This is a genomic window from Bradyrhizobium sp. USDA 4454 (assembly GCF_054822705.1).
In genome coordinates this window covers 7,133,539-7,157,408 of sequence record NZ_JBTRCN010000001.1, presented here as the reverse complement: position 1 = coordinate 7,157,408, position 23,870 = coordinate 7,133,539, and the positions used below count along the sequence as shown (strand labels likewise).

The 23,870-nt window shown below is 65.6% G+C and carries 21 protein-coding genes and 1 pseudogene; 11 read left to right on the top strand and 11 right to left on the bottom strand.

Annotated elements, in window-relative coordinates; all coding sequences use genetic code 11:
- Positions 1-11: 11 nt before the first annotated feature.
- The gene (locus ACVIW0_RS33305; RefSeq protein WP_461356214.1) at positions 12-752 is read left to right on the top strand and encodes an acetoacetate decarboxylase; all 741 of its coding nucleotides are present in this window, start codon (positions 12-14) and stop codon (positions 750-752) included.
- A 63-nt stretch (positions 753-815) separates the two neighbouring features.
- On the opposite strand, the gene ACVIW0_RS33300 is transcribed toward ACVIW0_RS33305, so the two are convergent.
- Positions 816-2,258, bottom strand: a complete 1,443-nt coding sequence (locus ACVIW0_RS33300) for a homospermidine synthase (protein ID WP_461356213.1) — start codon at positions 2,256-2,258, stop codon at positions 816-818.
- A gap of 40 nt (positions 2,259-2,298) precedes the next feature.
- Positions 2,299-2,688, bottom strand: coding sequence for a RidA family protein (locus ACVIW0_RS33295; protein ID WP_461356212.1), 390 nt, complete (start codon positions 2,686-2,688; stop codon positions 2,299-2,301).
- Here ACVIW0_RS33295 and ACVIW0_RS33290 point away from each other — a divergent pair.
- Positions 2,687-2,809, top strand: a complete 123-nt coding sequence (locus tag ACVIW0_RS33290; RefSeq protein ID WP_461356211.1) for a hypothetical protein — start codon at positions 2,687-2,689, stop codon at positions 2,807-2,809. The genes ACVIW0_RS33295 and ACVIW0_RS33290 overlap by 2 nt on opposite strands.
- On the opposite strand, the gene ACVIW0_RS33285 is transcribed toward ACVIW0_RS33290, so the two are convergent.
- The 3 genes from ACVIW0_RS33285 to ACVIW0_RS33275 all read right to left on the bottom strand — a co-directional run bounded on the left by ACVIW0_RS33285 (position 2,806) and on the right by ACVIW0_RS33275 (position 4,903).
- Positions 2,806-2,973 (bottom strand): hypothetical protein, encoded by a 168-nt coding sequence (locus tag ACVIW0_RS33285; protein ID WP_461356210.1) that lies wholly within the window; start codon positions 2,971-2,973, stop codon positions 2,806-2,808. The two genes, ACVIW0_RS33290 and ACVIW0_RS33285, sit on opposite strands and share 4 nt — an antisense overlap.
- Positions 2,974-2,984: 11 nt before the next feature.
- On the bottom strand, positions 2,985-3,632 hold the full coding sequence (locus tag ACVIW0_RS33280) for a GNAT family N-acetyltransferase (protein ID WP_461356209.1): 648 nt from the start codon (positions 3,630-3,632) through the stop codon (positions 2,985-2,987).
- A 128-nt stretch (positions 3,633-3,760) separates the two neighbouring features.
- Entirely contained in the window at positions 3,761-4,903 is a 1,143-nt protein-coding gene (locus tag ACVIW0_RS33275; RefSeq protein ID WP_212012023.1) for a type III PLP-dependent enzyme, read from the bottom strand.
- On the opposite strand from ACVIW0_RS33275, the gene ACVIW0_RS33270 reads away from it, so the two are divergent.
- Positions 4,902-5,090 (top strand): hypothetical protein, encoded by a 189-nt coding sequence (locus tag ACVIW0_RS33270; protein WP_461356208.1) that lies wholly within the window; start codon positions 4,902-4,904, stop codon positions 5,088-5,090. The two genes, ACVIW0_RS33275 and ACVIW0_RS33270, sit on opposite strands and share 2 nt — an antisense overlap.
- Positions 5,091-5,566: 476 nt before the next feature.
- On the opposite strand, the gene ACVIW0_RS33265 is transcribed toward ACVIW0_RS33270, so the two are convergent.
- On the bottom strand, positions 5,567-5,827 hold the full coding sequence (locus tag ACVIW0_RS33265; RefSeq protein WP_461356207.1) for a hypothetical protein: 261 nt from the start codon (positions 5,825-5,827) through the stop codon (positions 5,567-5,569).
- A gap of 130 nt (positions 5,828-5,957) precedes the next feature.
- Here ACVIW0_RS33265 and ACVIW0_RS33260 point away from each other — a divergent pair, with 130 nt between their 5' ends.
- Genes ACVIW0_RS33260 through ACVIW0_RS33250 form a run of 3 tightly spaced genes read left to right on the top strand, consistent with a single transcriptional unit; the run spans position 5,958 to position 9,807 of the window.
- Positions 5,958-8,045, top strand: a complete 2,088-nt coding sequence (locus ACVIW0_RS33260) for a M3 family metallopeptidase (RefSeq protein ID WP_461356206.1) — start codon at positions 5,958-5,960, stop codon at positions 8,043-8,045.
- 14 nt (positions 8,046-8,059) lie between these two features.
- Positions 8,060-8,698 (top strand): DUF1007 family protein, encoded by a 639-nt coding sequence (locus ACVIW0_RS33255; RefSeq protein ID WP_461357494.1) that lies wholly within the window; start codon positions 8,060-8,062, stop codon positions 8,696-8,698.
- Positions 8,695-9,807: a nickel/cobalt transporter gene (locus ACVIW0_RS33250; RefSeq protein ID WP_461356205.1), complete on the top strand. Its 1,113-nt coding sequence runs from the start codon at positions 8,695-8,697 to the stop codon at positions 9,805-9,807. The genes ACVIW0_RS33255 and ACVIW0_RS33250 overlap by 4 nt, the downstream gene beginning before the upstream one ends.
- Positions 9,808-9,963: 156 nt before the next feature.
- Here ACVIW0_RS33250 and ACVIW0_RS33245 read toward each other — a convergent pair whose 3' ends face one another.
- The gene (locus tag ACVIW0_RS33245; RefSeq protein WP_461356204.1) at positions 9,964-10,362 is read right to left on the bottom strand and encodes an MAPEG family protein; all 399 of its coding nucleotides are present in this window, start codon (positions 10,360-10,362) and stop codon (positions 9,964-9,966) included.
- 112 nt (positions 10,363-10,474) lie between these two features.
- On the opposite strand from ACVIW0_RS33245, the gene hemH reads away from it, so the two are divergent.
- The 3 genes from hemH (at position 10,475) to ACVIW0_RS33230 (ending at position 13,221) form a co-directional block, all read left to right on the top strand.
- Positions 10,475-11,512 (top strand): ferrochelatase, encoded by a 1,038-nt coding sequence (hemH, locus tag ACVIW0_RS33240; RefSeq protein ID WP_461356203.1) that lies wholly within the window; start codon positions 10,475-10,477, stop codon positions 11,510-11,512.
- Between the two features lie 216 nt (positions 11,513-11,728).
- On the top strand, positions 11,729-12,733 hold the full coding sequence (locus ACVIW0_RS33235; RefSeq protein WP_461356202.1) for an SPFH domain-containing protein: 1,005 nt from the start codon (positions 11,729-11,731) through the stop codon (positions 12,731-12,733).
- 41 nt (positions 12,734-12,774) lie between these two features.
- Positions 12,775-13,221, top strand: a complete 447-nt coding sequence (locus ACVIW0_RS33230) for an NfeD family protein (protein ID WP_461356201.1) — start codon at positions 12,775-12,777, stop codon at positions 13,219-13,221.
- On the opposite strand, the pseudogene ACVIW0_RS33225 reads toward ACVIW0_RS33230, so the two are convergent.
- Positions 13,218-13,554, bottom strand: a pseudogene (locus ACVIW0_RS33225) (winged helix-turn-helix transcriptional regulator). The gene ACVIW0_RS33230 and the pseudogene ACVIW0_RS33225 overlap by 4 nt on opposite strands.
- A 90-nt stretch (positions 13,555-13,644) precedes the next feature.
- Here ACVIW0_RS33225 and ACVIW0_RS33220 point away from each other — a divergent pair.
- Positions 13,645-14,184: a carboxymuconolactone decarboxylase family protein gene (locus ACVIW0_RS33220; protein ID WP_461356200.1), complete on the top strand. Its 540-nt coding sequence runs from the start codon at positions 13,645-13,647 to the stop codon at positions 14,182-14,184.
- Positions 14,185-14,314: 130 nt separating this feature from the next.
- Here the strand turns inward: ACVIW0_RS33220 and ACVIW0_RS33215 are convergent, their stop codons facing one another.
- On the bottom strand, positions 14,315-15,322 hold the full coding sequence (locus ACVIW0_RS33215; RefSeq protein ID WP_461356199.1) for a KpsF/GutQ family sugar-phosphate isomerase: 1,008 nt from the start codon (positions 15,320-15,322) through the stop codon (positions 14,315-14,317).
- 240 nt (positions 15,323-15,562) lie between these two features.
- On the opposite strand from ACVIW0_RS33215, the gene ACVIW0_RS33210 reads away from it, so the two are divergent.
- Positions 15,563-17,263: an outer membrane beta-barrel protein gene (locus tag ACVIW0_RS33210; protein WP_461356198.1), complete on the top strand. Its 1,701-nt coding sequence runs from the start codon at positions 15,563-15,565 to the stop codon at positions 17,261-17,263.
- 213 nt (positions 17,264-17,476) lie between these two features.
- Here the strand turns inward: ACVIW0_RS33210 and ACVIW0_RS33205 are convergent, their stop codons facing one another.
- Together ACVIW0_RS33205 and gltB are read right to left on the bottom strand one after the other, a co-directional pair.
- Positions 17,477-18,934, bottom strand: coding sequence for a glutamate synthase subunit beta (locus ACVIW0_RS33205; protein ID WP_461356197.1), 1,458 nt, complete (start codon positions 18,932-18,934; stop codon positions 17,477-17,479).
- A gap of 144 nt (positions 18,935-19,078) precedes the next feature.
- Positions 19,079-23,815, bottom strand: a complete 4,737-nt coding sequence (gene gltB, locus ACVIW0_RS33200; protein ID WP_461356196.1) for a glutamate synthase large subunit — start codon at positions 23,813-23,815, stop codon at positions 19,079-19,081.
- Positions 23,816-23,870 lie beyond the last annotated feature (55 nt).

The window sequence follows — 23,870 nt, the reverse complement described above, 5'->3', positions numbered from 1 at the left end:
GGGGGCCTTCCATGAAGATCGAGGACGTCCGGCGCACCGCCTATTCGATGCCGCTCACCAACCCGTCGTTCCCGCCGGGGCCGTACCGGTTCTTCGACCGCGAATATTTCATCATCACCTACAAGACCGACCCGGAAGCACTCGCGGCCGTGGTGCCGGAGCCGCTCGAGGTTGCCGAGCCCGTCGTGAAGTACGAGTTCATCCGCATGCCGGACTCGACCGGCTTCGGCGACTATACCGAGACCGGGCAGGTGATCCCCGTCCGCTTCAAGGGTGAGCTCGGCGCCTATACCCACGCGATGTATCTCGACGACGAGGCCCCGATCGCCGGCGGCCGCGAGCTGTGGGGATTTCCGAAGAAGCTGGCGCGGCCCAAGATCGCGGTCGAGAGCGATGTCCTGGTCGGCTCGCTGCATTACGGCTCGGTGCTCTGCGCCTCCGCCACCATGGGCTACAAGTACCGCAAGGTCGATCACGACACGGTGCTGAATTCGATGAAGGCGCCGAACTTCATCCTGAAGATCATCCCGCATGTCGACGGCAGCCCGCGGATCTGCGAGCTGGTGCGCTTTCACCTCGACGATATCGTGCTGAAGGAGGCCTGGACCGGCCCCGCCGCGCTCGGGCTGTTTCCGCACGCGCTATGCGACGTCGCCCGCCTGCCGGTGCGCGAAGTGGTCTCGGCGCTGCACTACAAGGCGGATCTGACGCTCGGCCTCGGCTCGGTGGCGTTCGACTACATGGCGAGGTGACGCGCAACAATCTCGACATCCCAGGTCTGCGCGCCGAAGCGCGCATCCCGGGATGACTTCGGGTCAGCACACCAGGATATTCTTGAACTGCCAGGGATCGCTGGTGTCGATATCTTCCGGGAACAGTCCCGGACGATCCGTCAGCGGGGTCCAATCGGTGTAGAAACCCTTCACCGGGCCCAGATACGGCAGCTGGATTTCCAGCAGGCGATCGAAATCCATCTCGTCGGCCTCGACGATGCCCTCGTTCGGATTCTCCAGCGCCCACACCATGCCGGCGAGCACGGCGGAGGTCACCTGCAGGCCGGTGGCGTTCTGATAGGGCGCGAGGGCGCGGGTCTCTTCGATCGAGAGCTGCGAGCCGTACCAGTAGGCATTGTTGTCGTGGCCGAACAGCAGCACGCCGAGCTCATCGATGCCGTCGACGATCTCGTTCTCGTCGAGGATGTGGTGCTTCTCCTGCATCTTCGCGGCGCGGCCGAACATCTCGTGCAGCGACAGCACGGCGTCGTCGCATGGATGATAGGCATAGTGGCAGGTCGGCCGGTAGATCGCCTTGCCCGATGCGTCGCGCACCGTGAAGTAATCGGCGATCGAGATCGACTCGTTGTGAGTGACGAGGAAGCCGTACTGCGCGCCGCGGGTCGGGCACCAGGTGCGCACGCGCGTGTTGGCGCCGGGCTGCATCAGATAGATCGCCGCGCCGCAGCCGACCTCATGGGTCCGCGCATTCTCGGGCATCCATTTCTCATGGGTGCCCCAGCCGAGTTCGGACGGCTGCATGCCTTCCGACAGGAAGCCTTCCACCGACCAGGTGTTGACGAAGACGTCCGGCTCCTTCGGCGACTTGGAACGCTGGGTGTCGCGTTCGGCGATGTGGATGCCCTTGACGCCGGCCTGCCGCATCAGGTCAGCCCATTCGGCCTTGGTCTTCGGCCGGGGGGCATTGAGCTTCAGATCGGCGGCGACATTGAGCAGCGCCTGCTTGACGAAAAACGACACCATGCCGGGATTGGCGCCGCAGCAGGACACCGCTGTGGTCGAACCCGCCGGGCGCGCCTTCTTGGCGGCCAGCGTCACTTCGCGCAGCGCGTAGTTGGAGCGCGCTTCCGGGCCCTTCGAGGGATCGAAGTAGAAACCGAGCCAGGGCTCGTTGACGGTGTCGATATAGAGCGCGCCGAGTTCGTTGCAGAGCTCCATGATGTCGGTCGAACCGGTATCGACCGAGAGATTGACGCAAAAACCCTGGCCGCCGCCTTCCGTGAGCAGCGGCGTCAGCAACTCGCGATAATTGTCCTTGGTCACGGCCTTTTGGATGAACTTGACGTTCTGCTTCTCGCAATGTGCCTTGCGGCCCTCGTCCTTGGGGTCGATCACGGTGACGCGCGACTTGTCGTAATCGAGATGCCGCTCGATCATCGGCAGCGTGCCTTTGCCGATCGAGCCGAAGCCGATCATGACAATGGGGCCGGTGATTTTCGCGTAGATCTGCGAGGAGGGGCTCATCATTTTCTCCAGGAGAGCGCCGAGCGGCGGGTAGAGTGAATCAGGGGTTGCGTCGCTTTGCGGTGACTTCGATCTCGACCTTCATCTCGGGCTTCAAGAGCCCCGCGACGATCAGCATCGTTGCGGCCGGGCGGATGTCGCCAAGGACTTCGCCGCAGACCGCGAAATGGGCGTCCGCGTCGTTGACGTCGGTGAGGTAGTAGGTCGCACGCACGATGTCGGCCATCGCGAAGCCGCCTTCCTTGAGGGCGGCCTCGATGGTCTTGAAGCAGTTCCGTGACTGGCTCGTGACATCATCAGGCATGGTCATCGTGGCGTAGTCGTAGCCGGTGGTTCCGGCGACGAAGGCGAAGTCGCCGTCAATCACGGCACGGCTGTAGCCGGCACTCTTCTCAAAGGGCGAGCCGGTGGAAATCAGGCGACGGGGCATGCTGGACCTCGACGGAAAAAGGCTTTGCGCGGGGTTTACGGGCATTTTTGCCGCCCGCGCAACCCCTTGGATTCGGGCCTTGGATTCGGTGCTGGATTTCGGCCCTGCGGCCGGTGGTTAGTGGGACTGCTGCGTGGTGTCCGGCGGCGACGGCGGCGCGCCGGTCCAGCGCCTGATCAGGATGTCCCTGACGATCATGACCGCGATCAGGATCAGCATCGCGGTGGTGACGAGGCCGCGCCAACGCGGGCGCGCGCCGTCGATTGCGGGAAGGTTCTCTGCCATGGCCGCCCGCCTTACGCCGCGTGCGGCACGGCGAGCGGTGCCTTGCGGGTCCGGGCTGCCTTGCTCTCCGATGCCTTGCGCTCTGATGCCTTGCTCTTGGGCAGGCTCTTGGGCAGCGGCGCGCCGGTCGGCGTGATCATGCCCCAGGCGCCGTCCAGCGCACCCTCGACCAGCTCGAGGCCGAGCAGCCGCTCGCGCTCGAACGCGCCGGGCAGCGACAATTCGCCGGTCCTGGCGGCGGTGAAGCCGTAACGGGCATAGTAGGGCGCGTCGCCAAGCAGGATCACAGCGCCATGGCCGCGGGCCTTCGCCACGGCCAGCGCGCGCTGCATCAGCGCGGCGCCGACGCCGAGGCCGCGGCAGTCGTCATCGACTGCCAGCGGCCCCAGCATCAGCGCGCTGCGGCCCCCCGCGCTGACGTGCCACAGCCGCACGGTTCCAACCAGCCGGCCGTCCTGGCGCACGGCCGCAAGGCTCAGGCCTTGGGCGGGCGCGCGTCCGTCGCGCAGGCGCTGGCAGGTGCGCGTATGGCGGTTGTCGCCAAAGCAGGCATCCAGCAGCGCTTCGCGCGCGACGACGTCCGAAGCCCGCTCCGCACGGATCGCGAACGGAGCCGCATTTCGGATGAAGGCAACGGGGGTGTTCCGTTTTGCAGTCATGGCACGTCAGTCCTCGCTCGCAACGGCTGGTCGTACGCCGCGGCAAGCTTCGTTCGAAACTTCAAAAATGGTTCGGAGAGGAGCCGGCGGAGCCGGCTCCCGGTTCAGGCCTCGAATAAGAGGCTAGGTCAGATGTGATAGGTTCGGAGCGGCGGAATGCCGTTGAAGGCCACCGACGAGTAGGTCGACGTATAGGCCCCGGTGCCTTCGATCAGCAGCTTGTCGCCGATCTCGAGCGTCACCGGAAGCGGATACGGCAGCTTCTCGTACAGCACGTCGGCAGAGTCGCAGGTCGGGCCCGCGAGCACGCACGGTGTCATGTCGGCCCCGTCATGCGGGGTGCGGATGGCGTAGCGGATCGACTCGTCCATCGTCTCAGCGAGACCGCCGAACTTGCCGATGTCGAGATAGACCCAGCGCACCTCGTCCTCGTCGCTCTTCTTCGAGATCAGAACGACTTCGGTCTCGATGATTCCGGCATTGCCGACCATGCCGCGACCCGGCTCGATGATCGTCTCCGGGATCTGGTTGCCGAAATGCTTGCGCAGTGCGCGGAAGATCGACCGGCCATATTGCAGCACCGGCGGAACGTCCTTGAGATACTTGGTCGGGAAGCCACCGCCCATGTTGACCATGGTGAGGTTGATGCCGCGCTCGGCGCAGTCGCGGAACACGGTCGACGCCATCGCGAGCGCGCGGTCCCACGCCTTCACCTTGCGCTGCTGCGAGCCGACATGGAACGAGATGCCGCACGGTTCCAGCCCGAGGCGCTTGGCGAGGTCGAGCACCTCGACCGCCATCTCCGGGTCGCAGCCGAACTTGCGCGACAGCGGCCACTCGGCGCCGGCGCAATCATAGAGGATACGGCAGAACACCTTGGCGCCGGGAGCGGCGCGGGCGACCTTCTCGACCTCGGCGGCGCAATCGACCGCGAACAGGCGAATGCCGAGCGCGAAGGCACGCGCGATGTCGCGCTCCTTCTTGATCGTGTTGCCATAGGAGATGCGGTCCGGCGTCGCACCGGCGGCCAGCGCCATTTCGATCTCCGCGACTGTTGCGGTGTCGAAACAGGAGCCGAGCGAGGCGAGCAGGGAGAGCACTTCGGGCGCCGGGTTGGCCTTGACCGCGTAGAACACGCGGCTGTCCGGCAGCGCCTTGGCGAAGGTCTGGTAGTTGTCGCGCACGACCTCGAGGTCGACGACGAGGCACGGCTCGGTGTCGAGACCTTCGCTGCGGCGGTTGCGCAGGAATTCCTGGATACGTTCAGTCATGGCACTCTCCAACGGCCCCAGCGACGGGATCCGTATCAACGTGACGTCGGATAAGAGCGCTGCGGCCACATCGCGCGATGGAGGCGCAACAAAGCCGAAAAACTCAAACCAGACTGTGCTGCCGTGGATTGGTTGGGAGAGATTCCCGCCCGCACACCTGGCAATGAAGGACAAGCCTTTTCAGTAGCCCGCGCCGGCGTTGGAATGCCGGTAGAGACCAAAAAAGCCCGATCCGTCGTTGCTTTAAGTCGCGTCCCCCGTTGAGAGCGGGGTGCGCCGGTTCGCCTCCGGCTGCCAGTCACGGTTGCAAAGAGTGGCGAGACCTTCAACGCGGCATCCCTGGAGAGAGATGCTGGCCGCCTGGTGTCCTCTCGGACATAAGCGACCCTCGGTTCTTCCACCCCTTGGCGGCTGTCCGGCCTCTTGTCCGGATACCTACCGACTGACACACGACCACAGGCACGTGCGAAATTGGGCAAGGCAGGAAATAAGTCTTTTGACTTCGCGGCGCAAGAATTTTTTTGCGATAGCGGCAAATTTCCCTAACGCGTGCTTGCGATCTCGCGCGTAGCCCGTGTTGAAGATGAACGGCTGTTAAGAATGACTAACGAAGCGCGTGCGTTTTAGCCCTGTGCCGCAGTGTTTTTTTGAATCGCACGAGGCTCACGCGCGACGCGTGAACGGCTCGACGCGCTGCGCCGCTCGAATGAAGGCGATCATGATCAGGACGCCGATGCCGAACAGCACGGCCTGCAGGATGTGCGCACCAGTATCGTCGAGCCCGAACAGGATCGCGAGCGCCCAGCCGCCGGCGAACGCCGCGCCGAACACTTCCGCGCCGATCAGGATCGCCGCCGAAATGACGGTGATGACGCTCGGCCAGGCGATGGTGCGGTTGCCGGAGGCGGTGGGCTGCATGCTCATGAAATAGGTCCTGTTCAGGGGGCGCAATCTCTCCGAAAAGAGCCCATCTATCAAGCGCAAAAGGCCCAAAAATGCCGTATCGCGTGATATAGATTGGGCCGCATTTTCAAGGCGAAAAACGGGATTTTCGATGTCAGAGACCAGCGCAGAAGCCAAGACTCAGGTTCTTGCCAACCCCCTCCTGAAGGCGTGGCAGACGCCGCTCGAGACGCCGCCTTTCGCCGAGATCAAGCCGGAGCATTTCCTGCCCGCCTTCGAGCAGGCCTTCGCCGACCATTCGGCCGAAGTGGCTGCGATCACCCACGATCCGGCGCTGCCCGACTTCGACAACACCATCACGGCGCTGGAGCGCTCCGGCAAGCTGCTGTCGAAGGTCTCGGCGGTGTTCTACGACCTGGTCTCGGCCCATTCCAACCCGGCGATCCTGGAGATCGACAAGGAGGTCTCGCCCCGGATGGCGCGGCACTGGAATCCGATCATGATGAACGCTGTGCTGTTTGGCCGCATCGCCATGCTGCATGAGAAGCGCGCCTCGCTCGGCCTGACCGGCGAGCAGATGCGGCTCCTGGAGCGCACCTACACCCGCTTCCGCCGCGCCGGCGCCGGGCTCGACGAGGCCGCAAAAGCACGCATGGCGGAGATCAACGAGCGCCTCGCCCATCTCGGCACCACGTTCAGCCATCATCTGCTCGGTGATGAGCAGGAGTGGTTCATGGAGCTCGGCGAGGGCGACCGCGCCGGCCTCTCCGACACGTTTGTGGCGGCCGCCAAGGTAGCGGCGGAGGAGCGCGGCATGCCGGGCAAGGCAATCGTGACGCTGTCGCGCTCCTCGGTCGAGCCGTTCCTGCAGAGCTCGCAGAGGCGCGACCTGCGCGAGAAGGTCTACAAGGCCTTCATTGCCCGCGGCGATAATGGCAACGCCAACGACAACAACGCGACCATCGTCGAGATCCTCAGACTGCGCGAGGAGACCGCCAAGATCCTGGGCTTCCCGACCTACGCCGCCTATCGCCTGGAGGATTCCATGGCCAAGACGCCGGAGGCCGTGCGCGGGCTGCTGGAGCGGGTCTGGAAGCCGGCGCGGGCCCGGGCGCTCGCCGACCGCGACGCGCTGCAGGCACTGATCGCGGAAGAGGGCGGCAATTTCGCCTTGGCGTCCTGGGACTGGCGCTACTACGCCGAGAAGCTGCGCCAGCGTCGCGCCAATTTCGACGATTCCGCGATCAAGCCCTATCTGGTGCTCGACCACATGATCGAGGCCGCCTTCGACTGCGCCACCCGCCTGTTCGGCGTCACGTTCGAGGAGCGCAAGGACGTCCCGGTCTGGCATCCGGATGTCCGGGTCTGGGAGGTCAAGGGCCGCGACGGCAAGCACAAGGCGTTGTTCTATGGCGACTACTTCGCGCGGCCCTCGAAGCGTTCCGGCGCCTGGATGACCTCGCTGCGCGACCAGCAGAAGCTCGACGGCGGCGTCGCGCCGCTGGTCATCAATGTCTGCAACTTCGCCAAGGGCGCCGACGGCGCGCCGGCGCTGCTGTCGCCGGACGAAGCGCGGACCCTGTTCCACGAGTTCGGCCACGGCCTGCACGGCATGCTCTCCGACGTGACCTATCCGTCACTGTCGGGGACCTCGGTATTCACCGACTTCGTCGAGCTGCCCTCGCAGCTCTACGAGCATTGGCAGGAGCGGCCTGAGGTGCTGCAGCGCTTCGCCCGGCACTACCAGACCGGGGAGGCGCTGCCGGACGATCTGCTCAAGCGCTTCCTCGCTGCGCGCAAGTTCAACCAGGGCTTTGCCACGGTGGAGTTCGTCTCCTCGGCGCTGCTCGATCTCGAGTTCCACACCCAGCCGGCGGCGGCGAGCTGGGACGTTCGCGCCTTCGAGCAGAAGGAGCTGGAGAAGATCGGGATGCCCGCCGAAATCTCGCTGCGGCACCGGCCGACCCAGTTCGGCCACATCTTCTCCGGCGACCATTACGCCTCCGGCTATTACAGCTACATGTGGTCGGAGGTGATGGACGCCGACGCGTTCGGCGCGTTCGAGGAGGCCGGCGACATCTTCGATCCCGCGACAGCCAAGCGGCTGCATGACGACATCTATTCGTCGGGCGGCTCGCGCGATCCGGAGGAGGCCTATGTCGCCTTCCGCGGCCGCGAACCCGAGCCGGACGCGCTGCTGCGCCGTCGCGGCCTGCTCGAGACGCCTGAGGCGGCCTGAAGGTGCGGCCGTCTCTGCACCGGCTGATCGCCGGGTTCGTGTTGGCGGTGTCCGTCGTGCTCGGCACGGCGGAAGCCTGGGCCCATCCGCATGTCTGGATCACAGCCAAAAGCGAACTGATCTACGCGCCCGACGGCACCATCACCGCCGTCCGGCATGCCTGGACCTTCGATGACATGTTCTCGACCTATGCGCTGCAGGGCATCGAGACCAAGGTGAAGGGCGCCTTCAGCCGCGAGGAGCTGGCACCGCTGGCGCAAACCAATGTCGAGTCGCTGAAGGAATACGCCTACTTCACCTTCGCCAAGGGCGACGGCAAGAAGCAGAAGTTCACCGAGCCGGTCGACTACTTTCTCGAATACAAGGATTCGGCGCTGACGCTGCACTTCACTTTGCCGGTGAAGACGCCGTTCAAGGCCAGGCAGCTCTCGCTCGAAGTATTCGACCCGACCTATTTCATCGACTTCCAGTTCGCCCAGAAGGAGCCGGTCAGGCTGGTCGGCGCCGCCGCCGACTGCAAGATGCAGTTCGAGCGGCCGAACAGCGACGGCACCGCCGCCGCGCAGAAGCTCGGCGAGCAGAATTTCCTCGACGGTAATGCCGGCAATTTCGCGATGATGTTCGCGAACAAGATCACGGTGGATTGCCCATGACGCCGATCGTTTCGCGCGTGATGCGCGGCTTCGCCGTATCGGCCGCCGTGCTGGCGGCAGTGGTGATGCTCGACGGCGCGATCCATGCGCTGCTGGCGCAAAATCCGTTCGGCGCGCCGCGTGCCGCGGAGCCGCAGGGCGGCTTCGTCGGCTGGCTACTGGCAAAGCAGTCGGAGTTTTACCGCGAGATCTCGCAGGCCATTCGCGCCGCGAAATCCGACGGCTCGGCGGTCTGGACGCTGCTGGCGATCTCCTTCGGCTACGGGATTTTCCATGCCGCCGGTCCCGGCCACGGCAAGGCGGTGATCTCGTCCTATATGGTCGCCAACCGCGAGACCGCGCGGCGCGGCATCGTGCTGTCGTTCGCCTCGGCGCTGATGCAGTCGCTGGTCGCCGTCCTGATCGTGGGCGTTTGTGCCTGGCTGCTCAACGCGACCGCCAAGACCATGTGCGGGGCGGAGAAGGCGATCGAGATCGCAAGCTACGCGCTGATCGCGGCATTCGGCGCCCGGCTGGTCTGGGTCAAGGGCGGCGGCTTTGTCCGCGCGCTGCAGGTGCCGCGTCCGGCGCTGGCGCTGGCCGGCGCGCAGCAGCATGATCACGACCACCATGCTCACCAGCGCCACCATCACGGCCATGATCACGATCATGACACGCACGACGATCACGCCCATCACCACGGCCTCGATCACGGTCATGATGCGAGCCATGTCCATGACGAGCATTGCGGCCATTCGCACGGCCCCACGCCGGCCGAGCTTGAAGGGCCCGGCGGCTGGCGGCGCGGCATCGGTGCGATCCTCACGGTCGGGATCCGGCCCTGCTCGGGCGCGATCCTGGTCTTGGTGTTCGCGCTGGCGCAGGGTCTGTTCTGGGCCGGCATTGCCGCGACCTTCGTGATGGGGCTCGGCACCGCCATTACGGTGGCGGCGATCGCGCTGGTCGCGGTGTCGGCGCGCGGCGTCGCGGAGCGGCTCAGTGCGGCGCGCGACGGCGGCGGCATGCTGATCATGCGCGGCCTGGAATTCGCCGCCGCGGGCCTGGTGCTGCTGTTCGGGCTCGGGCTGTTGTTCGGCTATGTTGCGGCCGAACGGGCGACGTGTCTTTGAAATACAGGTCCCGCGCGTACCTGCCGGTAATCCGTGATCCTGAGGAGGCGCGTCAGCGCCGTCTCGGAGGATCGACGGCCACCGGCCCGGCTGTGCATCCTTCGAGACGCCGCTTCGCGGCTCCTCAGGATGACGGGAAGGGAGTTGAGTTTGGGCTCACCGCGCGAGATATCCCGGGATCGCCGGCAGGACGAAGATCGCGATGTTGATGGCGAAGCCGATGCTCCAGAGGATCGAGCGCAGGGTCGGGCGGTTGCCGATATAGGTGAAGACGTAGGCGATCCGCACGATCAGGAACAGCACGGCGAGCTCGTCGATCAGCCGCAGCGGGCCGACGCGGAATTCGGCGAGCAGCACGGCGAAGGCGAAAAACGGCAACGCCTCGAGGCCGTTCTGATGGGCGCCGAGTGCGCGCGAGCGGATCGGGTCGTCGTAGAAGTCGGGATCGCGCGGCCTTGAATTGTCGAAACTTCGGAAGCCGATCCATTTCACCGATACGACCGTCAGCAGCGAGAGCAGCAGCGTCCCGAACACGCACCATTCGGCGATCGTCATGGTTCCCCCCATTCACTGACGGGAACGTAGCCAACCGGCACTCGGCTTGACAAGGTTGGTGCAACGCGCGAAGCCCAAAGTCCAGACAAAGGACCTTAGGCGCAAGGCCATCATGAGCACGGTGATTCCGTTCGAGAGCCCGAAGCCCGCCGCGGCGTCGAAGCCGGAGCGCGTCGGCGTGCTGCTGGTCAATCTCGGCACGCCGGATACGGCGGACGCCGCGGGTGTGCGGGTCTATCTCAGGGAATTCCTGTCCGATCCGCGCGTGATCGAGGATCAGGGCCTGCTCTGGAAGCTGATCCTCAACGGCATCATCCTGCGCGTCCGCCCGGCCCGCAAGGCGCGCGACTATCTGAAGATCTGGAACACCGAGAAGAACGAGTCGCCGCTGAAGACCATCACGCGCTCGCAGGCCGCCAAGCTGGCGGAGGCGATCGCCGATCACGATCATGTCGTGGTCGACTGGGCGATGCGCTACGGCAATCCCTCGATGAAGGCGCGGATCGAGGCGCTGGCGGCACAGGGCTGCAGCCGGCTCCTGGTCGTGCCGCTCTATCCGCAATATTCCGCGGCGACGTCGGCGACCGTCTGCGACGAGGCGTTTCGCGTGCTGGCTGCGATGCGCGCGCAGCCGGTCCTGCGGGTGACGCCGCCCTATTACGACGACCCCGACTACATCGAGGCGCTCGCGGTTTCGATCAATGCGCATCTTGCGACACTGCCGTTCCAGCCCGAGATCATCGTCGCCTCGTTCCACGGCATGCCGAAGGACTATGTCGACAAGGGCGATCCCTATCAGGCGCAATGCATCGCCACGACGGACGCGCTGCGCAAGCGGCTCGGGCTCGACCCCAACCGGCTGATCCTCACCTTCCAGTCGCGCTTCGGCAATGCCGAGTGGCTGCAGCCCTATACCGACAAGACAGTCGAGAAGCTGGCCAAGGATGGCGTGCGGCGCATAGCCGTGGTCACGCCGGGCTTCTCCGCCGATTGCCTGGAGACGCTGGAGGAGATCGCGCAGGAGAACGCCGAGATATTCCGTCACAATGGCGGCGAGCAGTTCGCCGCGGTCCCCTGTCTCAACGACAGCGACGCCGGCATGGACGTGATCCGCCAGCTCGTGCTGCGTGAGCTCCAAGGCTGGATCTGACAAGGCCTGGATTTAGCAAGGCGGTGTCCAGCAAGGCCGGATCGGATTGTTAACGATCGGTGACAGCAGGGCCGACTATTCGTTTGCATCCGGTAGTCCGACAGCAGCTTCCAATGTGCTAGGCAGAACGACAGCCGGGCCTGAACCGGCGCCGCGGTCGTGCCGACCAATGCACGAGCGCGCCTGGCGACGGTCTCGCCGGCTCTGGAGGACTTCATGACTGGCTTCGACATTTTCGCGATTGCGTTCGTTCTTCTCGTCATCGTTACGCTGTTCGCTGGGATCAAGACCGTGCCGCAGGGCTTTGACTGGACCATCGAGCGGTTCGGCAAGTACACCCGCACGCTGTCGCCCGGCCTCAATCTGATCGTGCCCTATTTCGATCGCATCGGGCGCAAGATCAACATGATGGAGCAGGTGATCAACATCCCCGAGCAGGAGGTGATCACCAAGGACAACGCCACCGTGACGGTGGACGGGGTCGCGTTCTACCAGGTGTTCGATGCGGCGAAGGCGAGCTATGAGGTCGCCAATCTCAACCAGGCGATCACCGTGCTGACCATGACCAACATCCGCTCGGTGATGGGCTCGATGGACCTCGACCAGGTGCTGTCGCATCGCGACGAGATCAACGAGCGGCTGCTGCGGGTGGTCGACGCCGCGGTGTCGCCGTGGGGCGTCAAGGTCAATCGCATCGAGATCAAGGACATCGTGCCGCCGGCCGACCTCGTCGAGGCGATGGGCCGGCAGATGAAGGCCGAGCGCGTCAAGCGCGCCGACATCCTGCAGGCGGAAGGCCAGCGGCAGTCGGAGATCCTGCGCGCCGAGGGCGCCAAGCAAGGCCAGATCCTGCAGGCCGAGGGCCGCCGCGAGGCCGCGTTCCGCGACGCCGAGGCGCGCGAGCGGCTCGCCGAGGCCGAGGCCAAGGCGACCCAGATGGTGTCGGAATCGATCGCCAAGGGTGACGTTGCCGCGCTGAACTACTTCATCGCCGACAAGTACATCAAGGCGTTCGGCCAGCTCGCGGAATCGCCGAACCAGAAGGTCCTGATGCTGCCGATCGAGACCTCGAGCGTGCTGGGGTCGCTGGCCGGCATCGGCGAGATCGCCCGCGCCACCTTCGGCGAGAGCGCGGCATCCGCCAGCGCCGCGGCGCGGCGCGGCGGCTCGGTGCCGCCGGCCGGTCCACAGGCGCCGCCGCCGGTGCCGCCGCAGCGGTGAGGGCGTGACGACGTCGCGCCTGCAATGATAGAGGTCGTGTCATGGCCGAGATGTTTTCGACATTGGGTACCTGGAACTGGCTGATCTTCGGCTTCATCCTGATGGCGCTGGAGCTCGCCGCGCCCGGGGTGTTCCTGTTCTGGCTCGGGCTCGCGGCGCTGCTGGTCGGCCTGCTGTCGTTCGCCTTCACGCCGTCCTGGCAGACGCAGCTGTTGATGTTCGCGGTGTTCGCCGCGCTGGCGGTGCCGGCCTGGCGGCATTTTGCCAGGGGGGCGACCGCGGCGAGCAAGACCAACCCGTTCCTCAACCGCCGCAACGAAGCGCTGGTCGGCCGCGAATTCACGCTGGAGAAGCCGATCGTCGACGGATCGGGCACGGTGCGGATCGACGACACGGTGTGGCGCGTCGCCGGCCCCGATGCGCCGGCCGGCAGCCGGGTCAAGGTGGTCCGCGCCGACGGCGCCAGCCTGACGGTGGCCGCGGTCTAGCTACCAGCGTGCTTGCTCCAGCGCTCGGCGAAGCGGTTCAGCGGCGTGAAGGTGGCGAATAGCTCTCTGCCGAGCACGGTGAGGCCGTAACCATCGTCGGTCAGCTCGACGAGGCCCGCCTCGCGCAGCTCGGTCAACCGCGTCTGCAAGATCGTCGGCGAGGCTTCGTCGCACGCGGTGCGCAGCGCGCGCGAGGTCAGCGGCGCCGTCGCGCAATTCCCAGAAGATGCGCAAGGTCCAGCGCCGCCCCAACAGATCGAGCAGCGCCATGATCGGGCGGCCGGACCGCGAGCCGCGGACGCCTGGCTTGGTCGCTGGAGCCTGTTTCGCCATGCCGTGAATCCCTTTCGAATCCCCGCTTGCGTCGATTGCTACAGATATTGTAGCGTACCGCTACATTAAATGTAGCAACGGGACCGAGCCATGTCACGCATCGCGCCGCTCGATCCGCCCTATGCGGCGGACGTTCAACAGCATTTCGACCGCATCATGCGCGGCAAGCCGCCGCTGCTGCTGTTCCGTACGATGGCGGCCCATCCGCGCGCCTGGGAAAAATTTCGCGGCGCCAGCCTGCTCGACCGCGGGCCGCTGCCGCTGCGCGCGCGGGAGATCGTGATCGACCGTACCTGCGGGCTGAATGAATGCGAATATGAATGGGGCGTGCATGTCGCGGCATTCGGCGCTGCCGCCGGGCTGTCCGAGCAGCAGGTGCACGCCACCGTGCACGGTGCGGCCGATGCCGATTGCTGGTCGCCGGCCGAGCAGGCGATGATCGCGGCGGTCGACGCGCTGCATGCCCGCGCGACGCTGAGCGAGGAGGAGTTCGCCGCGCTGTCGGCGCATTACGACGAGGACCAGATCCTGGAGATCATCCTGCTGTGCGGCTTCTACCGCACGGTCTCTTATCTCGCCAACGCGCTGGCCCTGCCGCTGGAGGCGACGGCGGCAAGATTTCCGAATTGAGCGTAGGGTGGGTTAGCCGACTACGTCCGCCGTAGCTCAACGAGCGAAGGCGGAAGGCGTAACCCACCATTTTGGCGGCGACAAAGGTGGTGGGTTACGCTTCGCTAACCCACCCTACGAACCGCGTCCGTTACGCCACGCCCGCGCGCAGCAGGTCGTGCAGATGGATGATGCCGACCGGCTTCTTGGCATCGGTCACGATCAGCGTGGTGATCTTCGAGGCGTTGAGCAGCTCCAGCGCTTCGCCGGCCAGCGTGTCGCGGCTGATTGTCTTCGGGGTCCTGGTCATGACCTCGTCGACCGACAGGGTCAGAAGCTCGGGACGCATCTGCCGGCGCAGATCGCCATCGGTGACGATGCCGACGAGATGACCGTGACGGTCGATGATGCCGACGCAGCCAAAGCCCTTGGAGGTCATCTCGACCAACGCGTCCGACATCTTGGTGCCGAGCGGCTTGAGCGGCAGCGCGTCGCCGCTATGCATCAGGTCGCGGGCATATTTCAGCAGCGCGCCGAGCTTGCCGCCCGGATGCAGCACGCTGAAATCGGTCGAGGTGAAGCCGCGGCCCTCGAGCAGCGCGATCGCCAGGGCATCGCCGAGCGCCAGCATCATCAGCGAGGACGTCGTCGGCGCCAGATTGTGCGGGCAGGCCTCGCGCGCCTTCGGCAGCGTCAGCTGCACGTCGGCGGCCTTGCTCAGCGTCGAATCCTTGTCGGCGGTCATCGCGATCAGCGGAATACCGAAGCGCGCGGCATAGGCGATCAGGTTGCGCATCTCCGGCTGCTCGCCGGACCAGGACAGCGCCAGCATCACGTCATCGGCGGTGATCATGCCGAGATCGCCGTGGCTGGCTTCCGCCGAGTGCACGAAGAACGCCGGCGTGCCGGTCGAGGCGAAGGTCGCGGCGATCTTGCGGCCGATATGGCCCGACTTGCCGAGCCCGGTGACGATCAGCCGTCCCTTGGCCTTGCGGATCAGCCCGGCCGCCGCCGTGAACGCCGCGCCGAGGTCGGACGTGAGTGCCGCGGACAGCGCAGCGACGCCGCTGGCCTCGGCATCGAGGGTGCGGAGCGCCGACTGAACGGCGCCGTCATCGGGGCCGGATGATTTGGTCATCAGCGGTTTCGGTTTGGCCATTTCGGATTCCAGGGGAGGGTTTTTGCACCCGGGCGTCTCCCTTAGCACGTTCGATTCCGCGATGCGACGCACGGCCGCCGGTCCTCAACGGCTCATTAACCATAATTGTTTTAACTCCATTAACGACGTTTTCCGCCACCCGGTGGAATGCGTACGTCAAGTGCATGAATTCGTTGGGGTAATTCCATCGTGTTGCGGCGGCCAGCAAGCGGCCCAAATCGGCGCGGACGCCTCGTTCGCGTGGTTTTGCCGTGCCCTTTGCTAACTGCTCTTTTGCTGACTGCGACCAGTGGCCTCGCCACCGCCCAGACCGTGACGCCGGATTTGTTCAGCCCGAATCGGCAGAGCCAGGTCGTCACCCAGGATTCGCCGCTGCGCCGGACCCAGCTCGACGCCATGGATCCGCTCAACGGCCTGAAGCTGCCGGATGCCGATCCCACCCGGCGCTCGTCGTCATCGACGTCGACGACGCAGCGCCTCGGGCAGGTCCCGACCTACGGCCTGCCTGCCGCGAACGGTGCCGCGACGTCGGGCTATGACTCGCTCAACCGCAAGCGCCTGAAGCCGAAATATTATCCGGGCCAGGCCAGGCCGAAGCCGCCGCCGGGACCGGGCTCGCCGGTGCCGACCCCACCGCCGTTGAACGCGGCCGGGCAGTTGCGGCTGTCGATCCCGCCGTCGGAGGCCGCCAACAAGCCGCCGCTGCCACCGGCGATGGCCGGCACCATCGTCGGCCAGCCGCCGCGCAGGCGGCTCAAGCTCGACGACGATCCGTTCGGCGCGGTCGGCGATTACGCCGGCTCGTTCATGGTCAAGACCGCGGTCGAGGTGATGGCGGGATACGACACCAATCCGGGTCGCCTGTATCAGCCGCAGGGCAAGGCGTTCTACATGGTGTCGCCGGAATTCGTCGCGATGTCGGACTGGGAGCGCCACGCCGTCGTCGCCGATCTGCGCGGCTCCTTCACCGGCTACGGCTCGCAGCTGACGCCGAACGCCGACGGCTCGCCGCTGTCGGCGCCGCTCGATGTCGACCGTCCGAATTTCACCGGCCATGTCGACGGCCGTCTCGATGTGTCGAAGGACACGCATCTTCTGGCGCAGGGCCGCCTGCTGGTCTCGACCGACAATCCCGGCAGCCCGAACGTGCAGGCCGGCCTCGCCAAATATCCGATCTACACCACGGTCGGCGGCACCTTCGGCATCGACCAGCACTTCAACCGCATGCAGGTCTCGCTCGGCGGCACCGTCGACCGCACCGATTACCAATGGTCGAAGCTCACCGACGGCACCTCGTCGTCGAACGACGACCGCAACTTCACGCAATATGGCGGCGTCGGACGCGTCAGCTACGAGCTCAATCCGGCGGTGAAGCCGTTCGTGGAGGTGCAGGGCGACAGCCGCTTTCACGATCTCTATCTCGACCGCGCCGGCTACGCGCGCAATTCCTCGGGCGGTTACGTCAAGGCCGGTACGTCGTTCGAATTCACGCGGATTCTGTTCGGCGAAATCTCGATCGGCTATGCCAGGCGTGACTATGTCGACCCGCGGCTTAGCCCACTCGAGGGCCTGCTGACCACCGCCTCGCTGACCTGGAATGCAACGCCGCTGACCACGGCCAAATTCTATTCCGACACCCAGCTCGGCGAGACCACGCTGCCCGGTACCTCGGGCGTGCTGTCGCGCACCTACACCGTCGAGGTCGACCACGACTTCCGTCGCTGGCTGACCGGCATCGGCAAGTTCACCTACGGCACGCTCGACTACCAGGGCGACAACCGCAACGACACGGTCTACTCGGTGTCGGGCGACCTGATCTACAAGATGACCCGCAGCCTCTGGATCAAGGGCACGCTGCGCCGCGACTGGCTGGATTCCAACCTGGCCGGACAGAGCTCGGCGTCGACGGTGGTGATGCTCGGCGTGCGGGTGCAGAACTGAGCGAACGGAATAAGCAGGTCGCACTCCACATGAGGTGTCATGCCGCGCCACCGGGTCTCGCCTTCGGCGAGCCCGATGACAGGCTCCAGCGGGGCATCCAGTACGCCGCGGCTTTTCGATTCCAGCGCTGACGTCTCTGGAAGACTGGATCGCCCGCTTTCGCGGGCGATGACAGTTCAGTGTGTGGATTTGGATTCCCGCAACCGCCGAGGCTTACCCCGGCAAATCCGTCTTCCCCATCAGGAACGCATCGATCGAGCGCGCGCACAGGCGGCCTTCGCGGATCGCCCAGACCACCAGCGACTGGCCGCGGCGCATGTCGCCGGCAGAGAAGATCTTTGCGCGCGAGGTCTGGTAGTCGTGCAGCGAGGCACGGACGTTGCCGCGTTGGTCGAGGTCGACGCCCAAGGTCTTGAGCAGGCCCTCGTGCACCGGATGGACGAAGCCCATCGCCAGCAGCACCAGCTCGGCGTCGAGCGTGAACTCGGTGCCGGGCAGCGGCTTGAACTTGTCGTCGACCTTGACGCAATGCAGCTTGGTGACCTTGCCGTCCTTGCCTTCGAACCTGGTCGTCAGCACGGCGAATTCGCGCACCGCGCCTTCGGCCTGGCTCGACGAGGTCCGCATCTTCAGCGGCCAGTTCGGCCAGGTCACGCCCTTGTTCTCGCGCTCGGGCGGCGCCGGCATGATCTCGAGCTGGGTCACCGACAGCGCGCCTTGCCGGAACGAGGTGCCGATGCAGTCCGAGCCGGTGTCGCCGCCGCCGATCACGACGACATGCTTGCCTCCGGCGAGGATGTCGACCGCGCCGTTCAGCGATTCACCGGAGACCCGGCGGTTCTGCTGCGGCAGGAAGTCCATCGCGAAGTGGATGCCGGCAAGATCGCGGCCCGGGATCGGCAGGTCGCGCGGGGCTTCCGCGCCGCCGGTCAGCGCAACGGCGTCATACTGCTTGGCAAGCTCCTGCGGGTCGATCGCGCCGGAGGTGCTTCCGCCGACGGCCTTGCCGTAGTGGAAGGTGACGCCTTCGGCTTCCATCTGTGCGACGCGGCGGTCGATGACGCCCTTCTCCATCTTGAAGTCGGGAATGCCATAGCGCAGCAGGCCGCCGGCCTTGGCGAACTTCTCGTAGACATGCACCTCGTGGCCGGCGCGCGCGAGCTGCTGGGCGCACGCCATGCCGGCAGGGCCGGAGCCGATCACGGCGACCTTCTTGCCGGTCTTCTGCGCGGCGACTTCCGGCTTGACCCAGCCATTGTCCCAGGCGCGGTCGACGATCGCGCATTCGATGGTCTTGATGGTGACCGGGTTGTCGTCGACGTTGAGCGTGCAGGACGCTTCGCACGGCGCCGGGCAGATCCGGCCGGTGAATTCGGGGAAATTGTTGGTCGAGTGCAGGTTCCGCGAGGCTTCTTCCCAGTTGCCCTGATAGACGAGGTCGTTGAAATCGGGGATCTGGTTGTTGACCGGGCAGCCCGGCGTGCCCGGCACGGTCGAGCCGGTGCCGTGGCAATAGGGGATGCCGCAATTCATGCAGCGCGCCGCCTGGTCGCGCGTGTCCTTCTCGCTCAGCGGAACGACGAATTCCTTGAAGTTCTTGATCCGCTCGGCGACCGGCTCGTACTTGCGGTCGTGCCGCTCGATCTCGAGGAAACCTGTGATCTTGCCCATTTAAACCCGATGCCCCTGCATCATGCGTTCGTGGTTGTCTCTGTCGTTCCGGGATGCGCCGAAGGCGCAGACCCGGACCAAAGAAGTTGCCTTGCGAGATTCCGGGTTCGCGTTTCGCGCGCCCCGGAATGACGCCTGGTGATATTACGCGCCGATCGCGATTTTTGGCTCGGCGTCGGCGTTGGCCTTCAGTTCCTTCAGGGCGCGGCGGTACTCCACCGGCATCACCTTGCGGAACTTGGGCAGCCAGGTCTTCCAGTTGGCGAGGATCTCTGCCGCCTTCTTCGAGCCCGTCAGCTTGGCGTGACGCGTGATCAGCACATGCAGCCGCTCCACGTCGGAGTCGAGCAGGTTCTGGAACACGTCGACCCGGCCATGCGCCTCGAGATCGCCGGAGTGGTGGTAGGTGCCGGCGTTGATCATCTCCTCCGACAGCACGGGCTCCAGCTCGACCATCGACAGGTTGCAGAGCTTGTTGAAGTCGCCGGCCTCGTCCAGCACATAGGCGATGCCGCCGGACATGCCGGCCGCGAAGTTGCGCCCGGTCTTGCCGAGCACCACCACGATGCCGCCGGTCATGTATTCGCAGCAATGATCGCCGGCGCCTTCGACGACCGCGACCGCGCCGGAGTTGCGCACCGCGAAGCGCTCGCCGGCGATGCCGCGGAAGTAGCACTCGCCCGCGATCGCGCCGTACATCACGGTGTTGCCGACGATGATCGATTCTTCCGGCACGATGCCGGAAATCTTCGGCGGCTTGACGATGATGCAGCCGCCCGAGAGGCCCTTGCCGACATAGTCGTTGCCTTCACCCTCGAGCTCGAAGGTGACGCCCTTGGCGAGCCAGGCGCCGAACGCCTGTCCGGCGGTGCCCTTCAGGCTGACATGGATGGTGTCGAGCGGCAGGCCGGCATGGCCGTAGATCTTGGCCACCGCGCCCGACAGCATCGCGCCGGCGGAACGGTCGCTGTTGTTGATCTCTTCCTCGATCCTGACCGGCGCGCCGCGATCGAGCGCGGCTTGCGCCTTCTCGATCAGCCGCCGGTCGAGCACGGCTTCCAGATGATGGTTCTGGCTCTCCGAGTGATAGATCGTCTGGCCCTTCTCCTCCTTCTGCCGCACGAACAGCTTGGAGAAGTCGAGGCCCTTTGCCTTCCAGTGCGAGACCAGCGCGGTCTGGTCCAGCATCTGGACTTGGCCGACCATGTCGTCGAACTTCTTGTAGCCGAGCTGCGCCATGATCTCGCGGACTTCCTCGGCGACGAAGAAGAAGTAGTTGATGACGTGCTCGGGCTGGCCGGTGAAGCGCTTGCGCAGCACCGGGTCCTGGGTCGCGACGCCGACCGGGCAGGTGTTGAGGTGGCACTTGCGCATCATGATGCAGCCCGCCGCGATCAAGGGCGCGGTGGCGAAGCCGAACTCGTCGGCCCCAAGCAGCGCGCCGATCACGACGTCACGGCCGGTGCGGAAACCGCCGTCGACCTGGACCGCGATGCGGCTGCGCAGCCGCTGGCGCACCAGCGTCTGATGGGTCTCGGCCAGACCGATCTCCCACGGCGAGCCGGCATGCTTGATCGAGGTGAGGGGCGAGGCACCGGTACCGCCCTCGAAGCCCGCGATGGTCACATGGTCGGCGCGCGCCTTGGCGACGCCGGCGGCAACCGTGCCGACGCCGACTTCGGACACCAGCTTGACCGAGACCTGACCGTCGGGATTGACGTTCTTGAGATCGTAGATCAGCTGGGCGAGGTCTTCGATCGAGTAGATGTCGTGATGCGGCGGCGGCGAGATCAGGCCGACGCCCGGCGTCGAATGCCGGACGCGCGCGATCGTCGCGTCGACCTTGTGGCCGGGCAACTGGCCGCCTTCGCCGGGCTTGGCTCCCTGCGCCATCTTGATCTGCATCATGTCGGAGTTGACGAGATATTCCGTCGTCACGCCGAACCGGCCCGAGGCGACCTGCTTGATCGCCGAGCGCATGCTGTCGCCGTTGGGCAGCGGCTTGAAGCGGTCGGATTCCTCGCCGCCTTCGCCGGTGTTCGACTTGCCGCCGATCCGGTTCATCGCGATCGCGAGCGTGGTGTGCGCCTCGCGCGAGATCGAGCCGAACGACATCGCGCCGGTCGAGAACCGCTTGACGATCTCCTTGGCCGGCTCGACCTCCTCGAGCTTGACCGGCTTGCGCTTGTCGTCCTCGGCGCTCTTGATCCGGAACAGGCCGCGCAGCGTCAGCAGACGCTCGGACTGCTCGTTGAGGATCTTGGCGAACGCCCGGTAGCGCTCCTGCGAGTTGCCGCGCACGGCATGCTGCAAGGTCGAGACCGATTCCGCGGTCCAGGCATGATCCTCGCCGCGGGTGCGGTAGGCATATTCGCCGCCGACATCGAGCGCGCTCTTGTAGATCTGGCCGTCACCGAACGCGTCGGTGTGGCGCCGCACGGTCTCCTCGGCGATCTCGCCGAGGCCGACGCCCTCGATCCTCGTGTGGGTGCCGGCGAAATACTTGGCGACGAAGTCGGCCTTGAGGCCGACCGCGTCGAAGATCTGCGCGCCGCAATAGGACTGGTAGGTCGAGATGCCCATCTTGGACATCACCTTGAGCAGGCCCTTGCCGATCGACTTGATGTAGCGCTTGACGATCTCGTAGTCGTCGAGCGCGCCGGGCAGCCGGTCCTTCATCGCGAGAATGGTTTCGAACGCGAGATAGGGGTTGATCGCTTCGGCGCCGTAGCCGGCGAGGCAGGCGAAGTGATGCACTTCGCGCGGCTCGCCTGACTCCACGACAAGGCCGACCGAGGTGCGCAGACCGGTGCGGATCAGGTGATGATGCACGGCGGCGCAGGCCAAGAGCGAGGGGATCGGGATCCGGTCGGTGCCGGTCATGCGGTCCGACAGGATGATGATGTTGATACCCTCGCGCACCGCGCCCTCGGCGCGCGCGCAGAGCTCGTCGAGCACCTGCTCCATGCCCGCCGCGCCGAAGCCGGCGTGGAAGGTGGTGTCGAGCGTGCGCGACTTGAAGTGGGTCTCGGCGACGTCGGAGATCGAGCGGATCTTCTCCAGGTCCGCGTCGGTCAGGATCGGTTGCCGCACCTCGAGCCGCTTGGTCGAGGCGACGCCCTGCAGGTCGAACAGGTTCGGCCGCGGCCCGATGATCGAGACCAGGCTCATCACGATTTCCTCGCGGATCGGGTCGATCGGCGGGTTCGTCACCTGGGCGAAGTTCTGCTTGAAGTAGGTGAACAGCTGCTTCGGCTTGTCCGACAGCGCCGAGATCGGCGTGTCGTTGCCCATCGAGCCGGCGGCTTCCTCGCCGGTCGACGCCATCGGCGTCATCAGGATGTTGATGTCTTCCTGGCTGTAGCCGAACGCCTGCTGGCGGTCGAGCAGCGGCAGGTTGGAGCGCACGCCCTTGGCCGGCGCATCGGGCAGCTCCTCGAGCTGGATCTGGGTGCGATGCAGCCAGTCGCTGTAGGGATGGCTCTTGGCGAGGTCGGCCTTGATCTCGTCGTCGGGAATCAGGCGGCCCTGCTCGAGGTCGACGAGCAGCATCTTGCCGGGCTGCAGCCGCCACTTGGTGACGATCTGGTCCTCCGGAATCTTCAAGACGCCCATTTCGGACGCCATCACGATGCGGTCGTCCTTGGTGACGAGGTAGCGCGCCGGACGCAGGCCGTTGCGGTCGAGCGTGGCGCCGATCTTGCGGCCGTCGGTGAAGGCGATCGCGGCCGGGCCGTCCCACGGCTCCATCAGCGCAGCGTGATATTCGTAGAACGCGCGGCGCTGCTCGTCCATCAAGGGATTGCCGGCCCACGCTTCCGGAATCATCATCATCACGGCGTGCGGCAGCGAGTAACCGCCCTGCACCAGGAATTCGAGCGCGTTGTCGAAGCAGGCGGTGTCGCTCTGGCCTTCATAGGAGATCGGCCAGAGCCGGCTGATGTCCTTGCCGTAGAGCTCCGAATGCACGGATGCCTGCCGCGCCGCCATCCAGTTGACGTTGCCGCGCAGCGTGTTGATTTCGCCGTTATGGGCGATCATCCGGTAGGGATGCGCCAGCGACCAGGTCGGGAAGGTGTTGGTCGAGAAGCGCTGATGCACCAGCGCCAGCGCGCTGTCGAAGTCGGCTTCGTGCAGGTCGGGATAGTACTTGCCGAGCTGGTCGGCCAGGAACATGCCCTTGTAGATCACGGTGCGGCACGACATCGAGCAGACGTAGTAGCCGGACATGCCGCGGTCGCGGCGCTGGTAGATCGCCTGCGAGATCGACTTGCGCAGGATGTAGAGCCGGCGCTCGAAATCGTCCTCGTTCTTCGCCGTGCCGCTGCGGCCGATGAAGACCTGCATGTGGTAGGGCTCGGTCGGCTTCACGGTGACGCCGAGCGAGGAATTGTCACTGGGCACGTCGCGCCAGCCGAGCAGCTTGAAGCCCTCGTTCTTGATCTCGTCGGCGATGATGCTCTTGATCACGTTCCGCCACGCCGCATCGCGCGGCATGAACAGCGCGCCGATGGCGTATTCGCCGGGCTGCGGCAGCTTGAAGCCGAGTTCGGCGGTCTTGCGCGCGAAGAAGGTGTGCGGGATCTGCACCAGGATGCCGGCGCCGTCACCGGCGCGCGGGTCGGCGCCGACGGCGCCGCGATGCTCGAGGTTGCACAGGATGTTCAGCGCGTCGGAGACGATCTGATGCGACTTCTGGCCCTTGATGTTGGCGATGAAGCCGACGCCGCAGGAGTCCTTTTCCAGGCTCGGATCGTACAGGCCTTCGGCGTCAGGACGCCAGGTATGAAGTTCACGCGCGGGCTCGGCGGCTTTCGAGTCCGCGGTCGCCGACAGCGTACCTGCCACGATGTTTTCGCGCTCGAATTCCGACCCGCTCATGTGTCCTCTCCCTTGCGTAAGGGGCCTCACCCTGTTTGGCGCACCTTGGACGTTG

What these genes read in the sequence shown, in the direction of transcription:
- ACVIW0_RS33305 (WP_461356214.1), top strand. Translation starts at nt 12, where the DNA reads ATGAAGATCGAGGACGTCCGGCGCACCGCCTATTCGATGCCGCTCACC.
- ACVIW0_RS33300 (WP_461356213.1), bottom strand. Translation starts at nt 2,258, where the DNA reads ATGAGCCCCTCCTCGCAGATCTACGCGAAAATCACCGGCCCCATTGTC.
- ACVIW0_RS33290 (WP_461356211.1), top strand. Translation starts at nt 2,687, where the DNA reads ATGCTGGACCTCGACGGAAAAAGGCTTTGCGCGGGGTTTACGGGCATT.
- ACVIW0_RS33295 (WP_461356212.1), bottom strand. Translation starts at nt 2,688, where the DNA reads ATGCCCCGTCGCCTGATTTCCACCGGCTCGCCCTTTGAGAAGAGTGCC.
- ACVIW0_RS33285 (WP_461356210.1), bottom strand. Translation starts at nt 2,973, where the DNA reads ATGGCAGAGAACCTTCCCGCAATCGACGGCGCGCGCCCGCGTTGGCGC.
- ACVIW0_RS33280 (WP_461356209.1), bottom strand. Translation starts at nt 3,632, where the DNA reads ATGACTGCAAAACGGAACACCCCCGTTGCCTTCATCCGAAATGCGGCT.
- ACVIW0_RS33270 (WP_461356208.1), top strand. Translation starts at nt 4,902, where the DNA reads ATGGCACTCTCCAACGGCCCCAGCGACGGGATCCGTATCAACGTGACG.
- ACVIW0_RS33275 (WP_212012023.1), bottom strand. Translation starts at nt 4,903, where the DNA reads ATGACTGAACGTATCCAGGAATTCCTGCGCAACCGCCGCAGCGAAGGT.
- ACVIW0_RS33265 (WP_461356207.1), bottom strand. Translation starts at nt 5,827, where the DNA reads ATGAGCATGCAGCCCACCGCCTCCGGCAACCGCACCATCGCCTGGCCG.
- ACVIW0_RS33260 (WP_461356206.1), top strand. Translation starts at nt 5,958, where the DNA reads ATGTCAGAGACCAGCGCAGAAGCCAAGACTCAGGTTCTTGCCAACCCC.
- ACVIW0_RS33250 (WP_461356205.1), top strand. Translation starts at nt 8,695, where the DNA reads ATGACGCCGATCGTTTCGCGCGTGATGCGCGGCTTCGCCGTATCGGCC.
- ACVIW0_RS33245 (WP_461356204.1), bottom strand. Translation starts at nt 10,362, where the DNA reads ATGACGATCGCCGAATGGTGCGTGTTCGGGACGCTGCTGCTCTCGCTG.
- hemH (WP_461356203.1), top strand. Translation starts at nt 10,475, where the DNA reads ATGAGCACGGTGATTCCGTTCGAGAGCCCGAAGCCCGCCGCGGCGTCG.
- ACVIW0_RS33235 (WP_461356202.1), top strand. Translation starts at nt 11,729, where the DNA reads ATGACTGGCTTCGACATTTTCGCGATTGCGTTCGTTCTTCTCGTCATC.
- ACVIW0_RS33230 (WP_461356201.1), top strand. Translation starts at nt 12,775, where the DNA reads ATGGCCGAGATGTTTTCGACATTGGGTACCTGGAACTGGCTGATCTTC.
- ACVIW0_RS33220 (WP_461356200.1), top strand. Translation starts at nt 13,645, where the DNA reads ATGTCACGCATCGCGCCGCTCGATCCGCCCTATGCGGCGGACGTTCAA.
- ACVIW0_RS33215 (WP_461356199.1), bottom strand. Translation starts at nt 15,322, where the DNA reads ATGGCCAAACCGAAACCGCTGATGACCAAATCATCCGGCCCCGATGAC.
- ACVIW0_RS33205 (WP_461356197.1), bottom strand. Translation starts at nt 18,934, where the DNA reads ATGGGCAAGATCACAGGTTTCCTCGAGATCGAGCGGCACGACCGCAAG.
- gltB (WP_461356196.1), bottom strand. Translation starts at nt 23,815, where the DNA reads ATGAGCGGGTCGGAATTCGAGCGCGAAAACATCGTGGCAGGTACGCTG.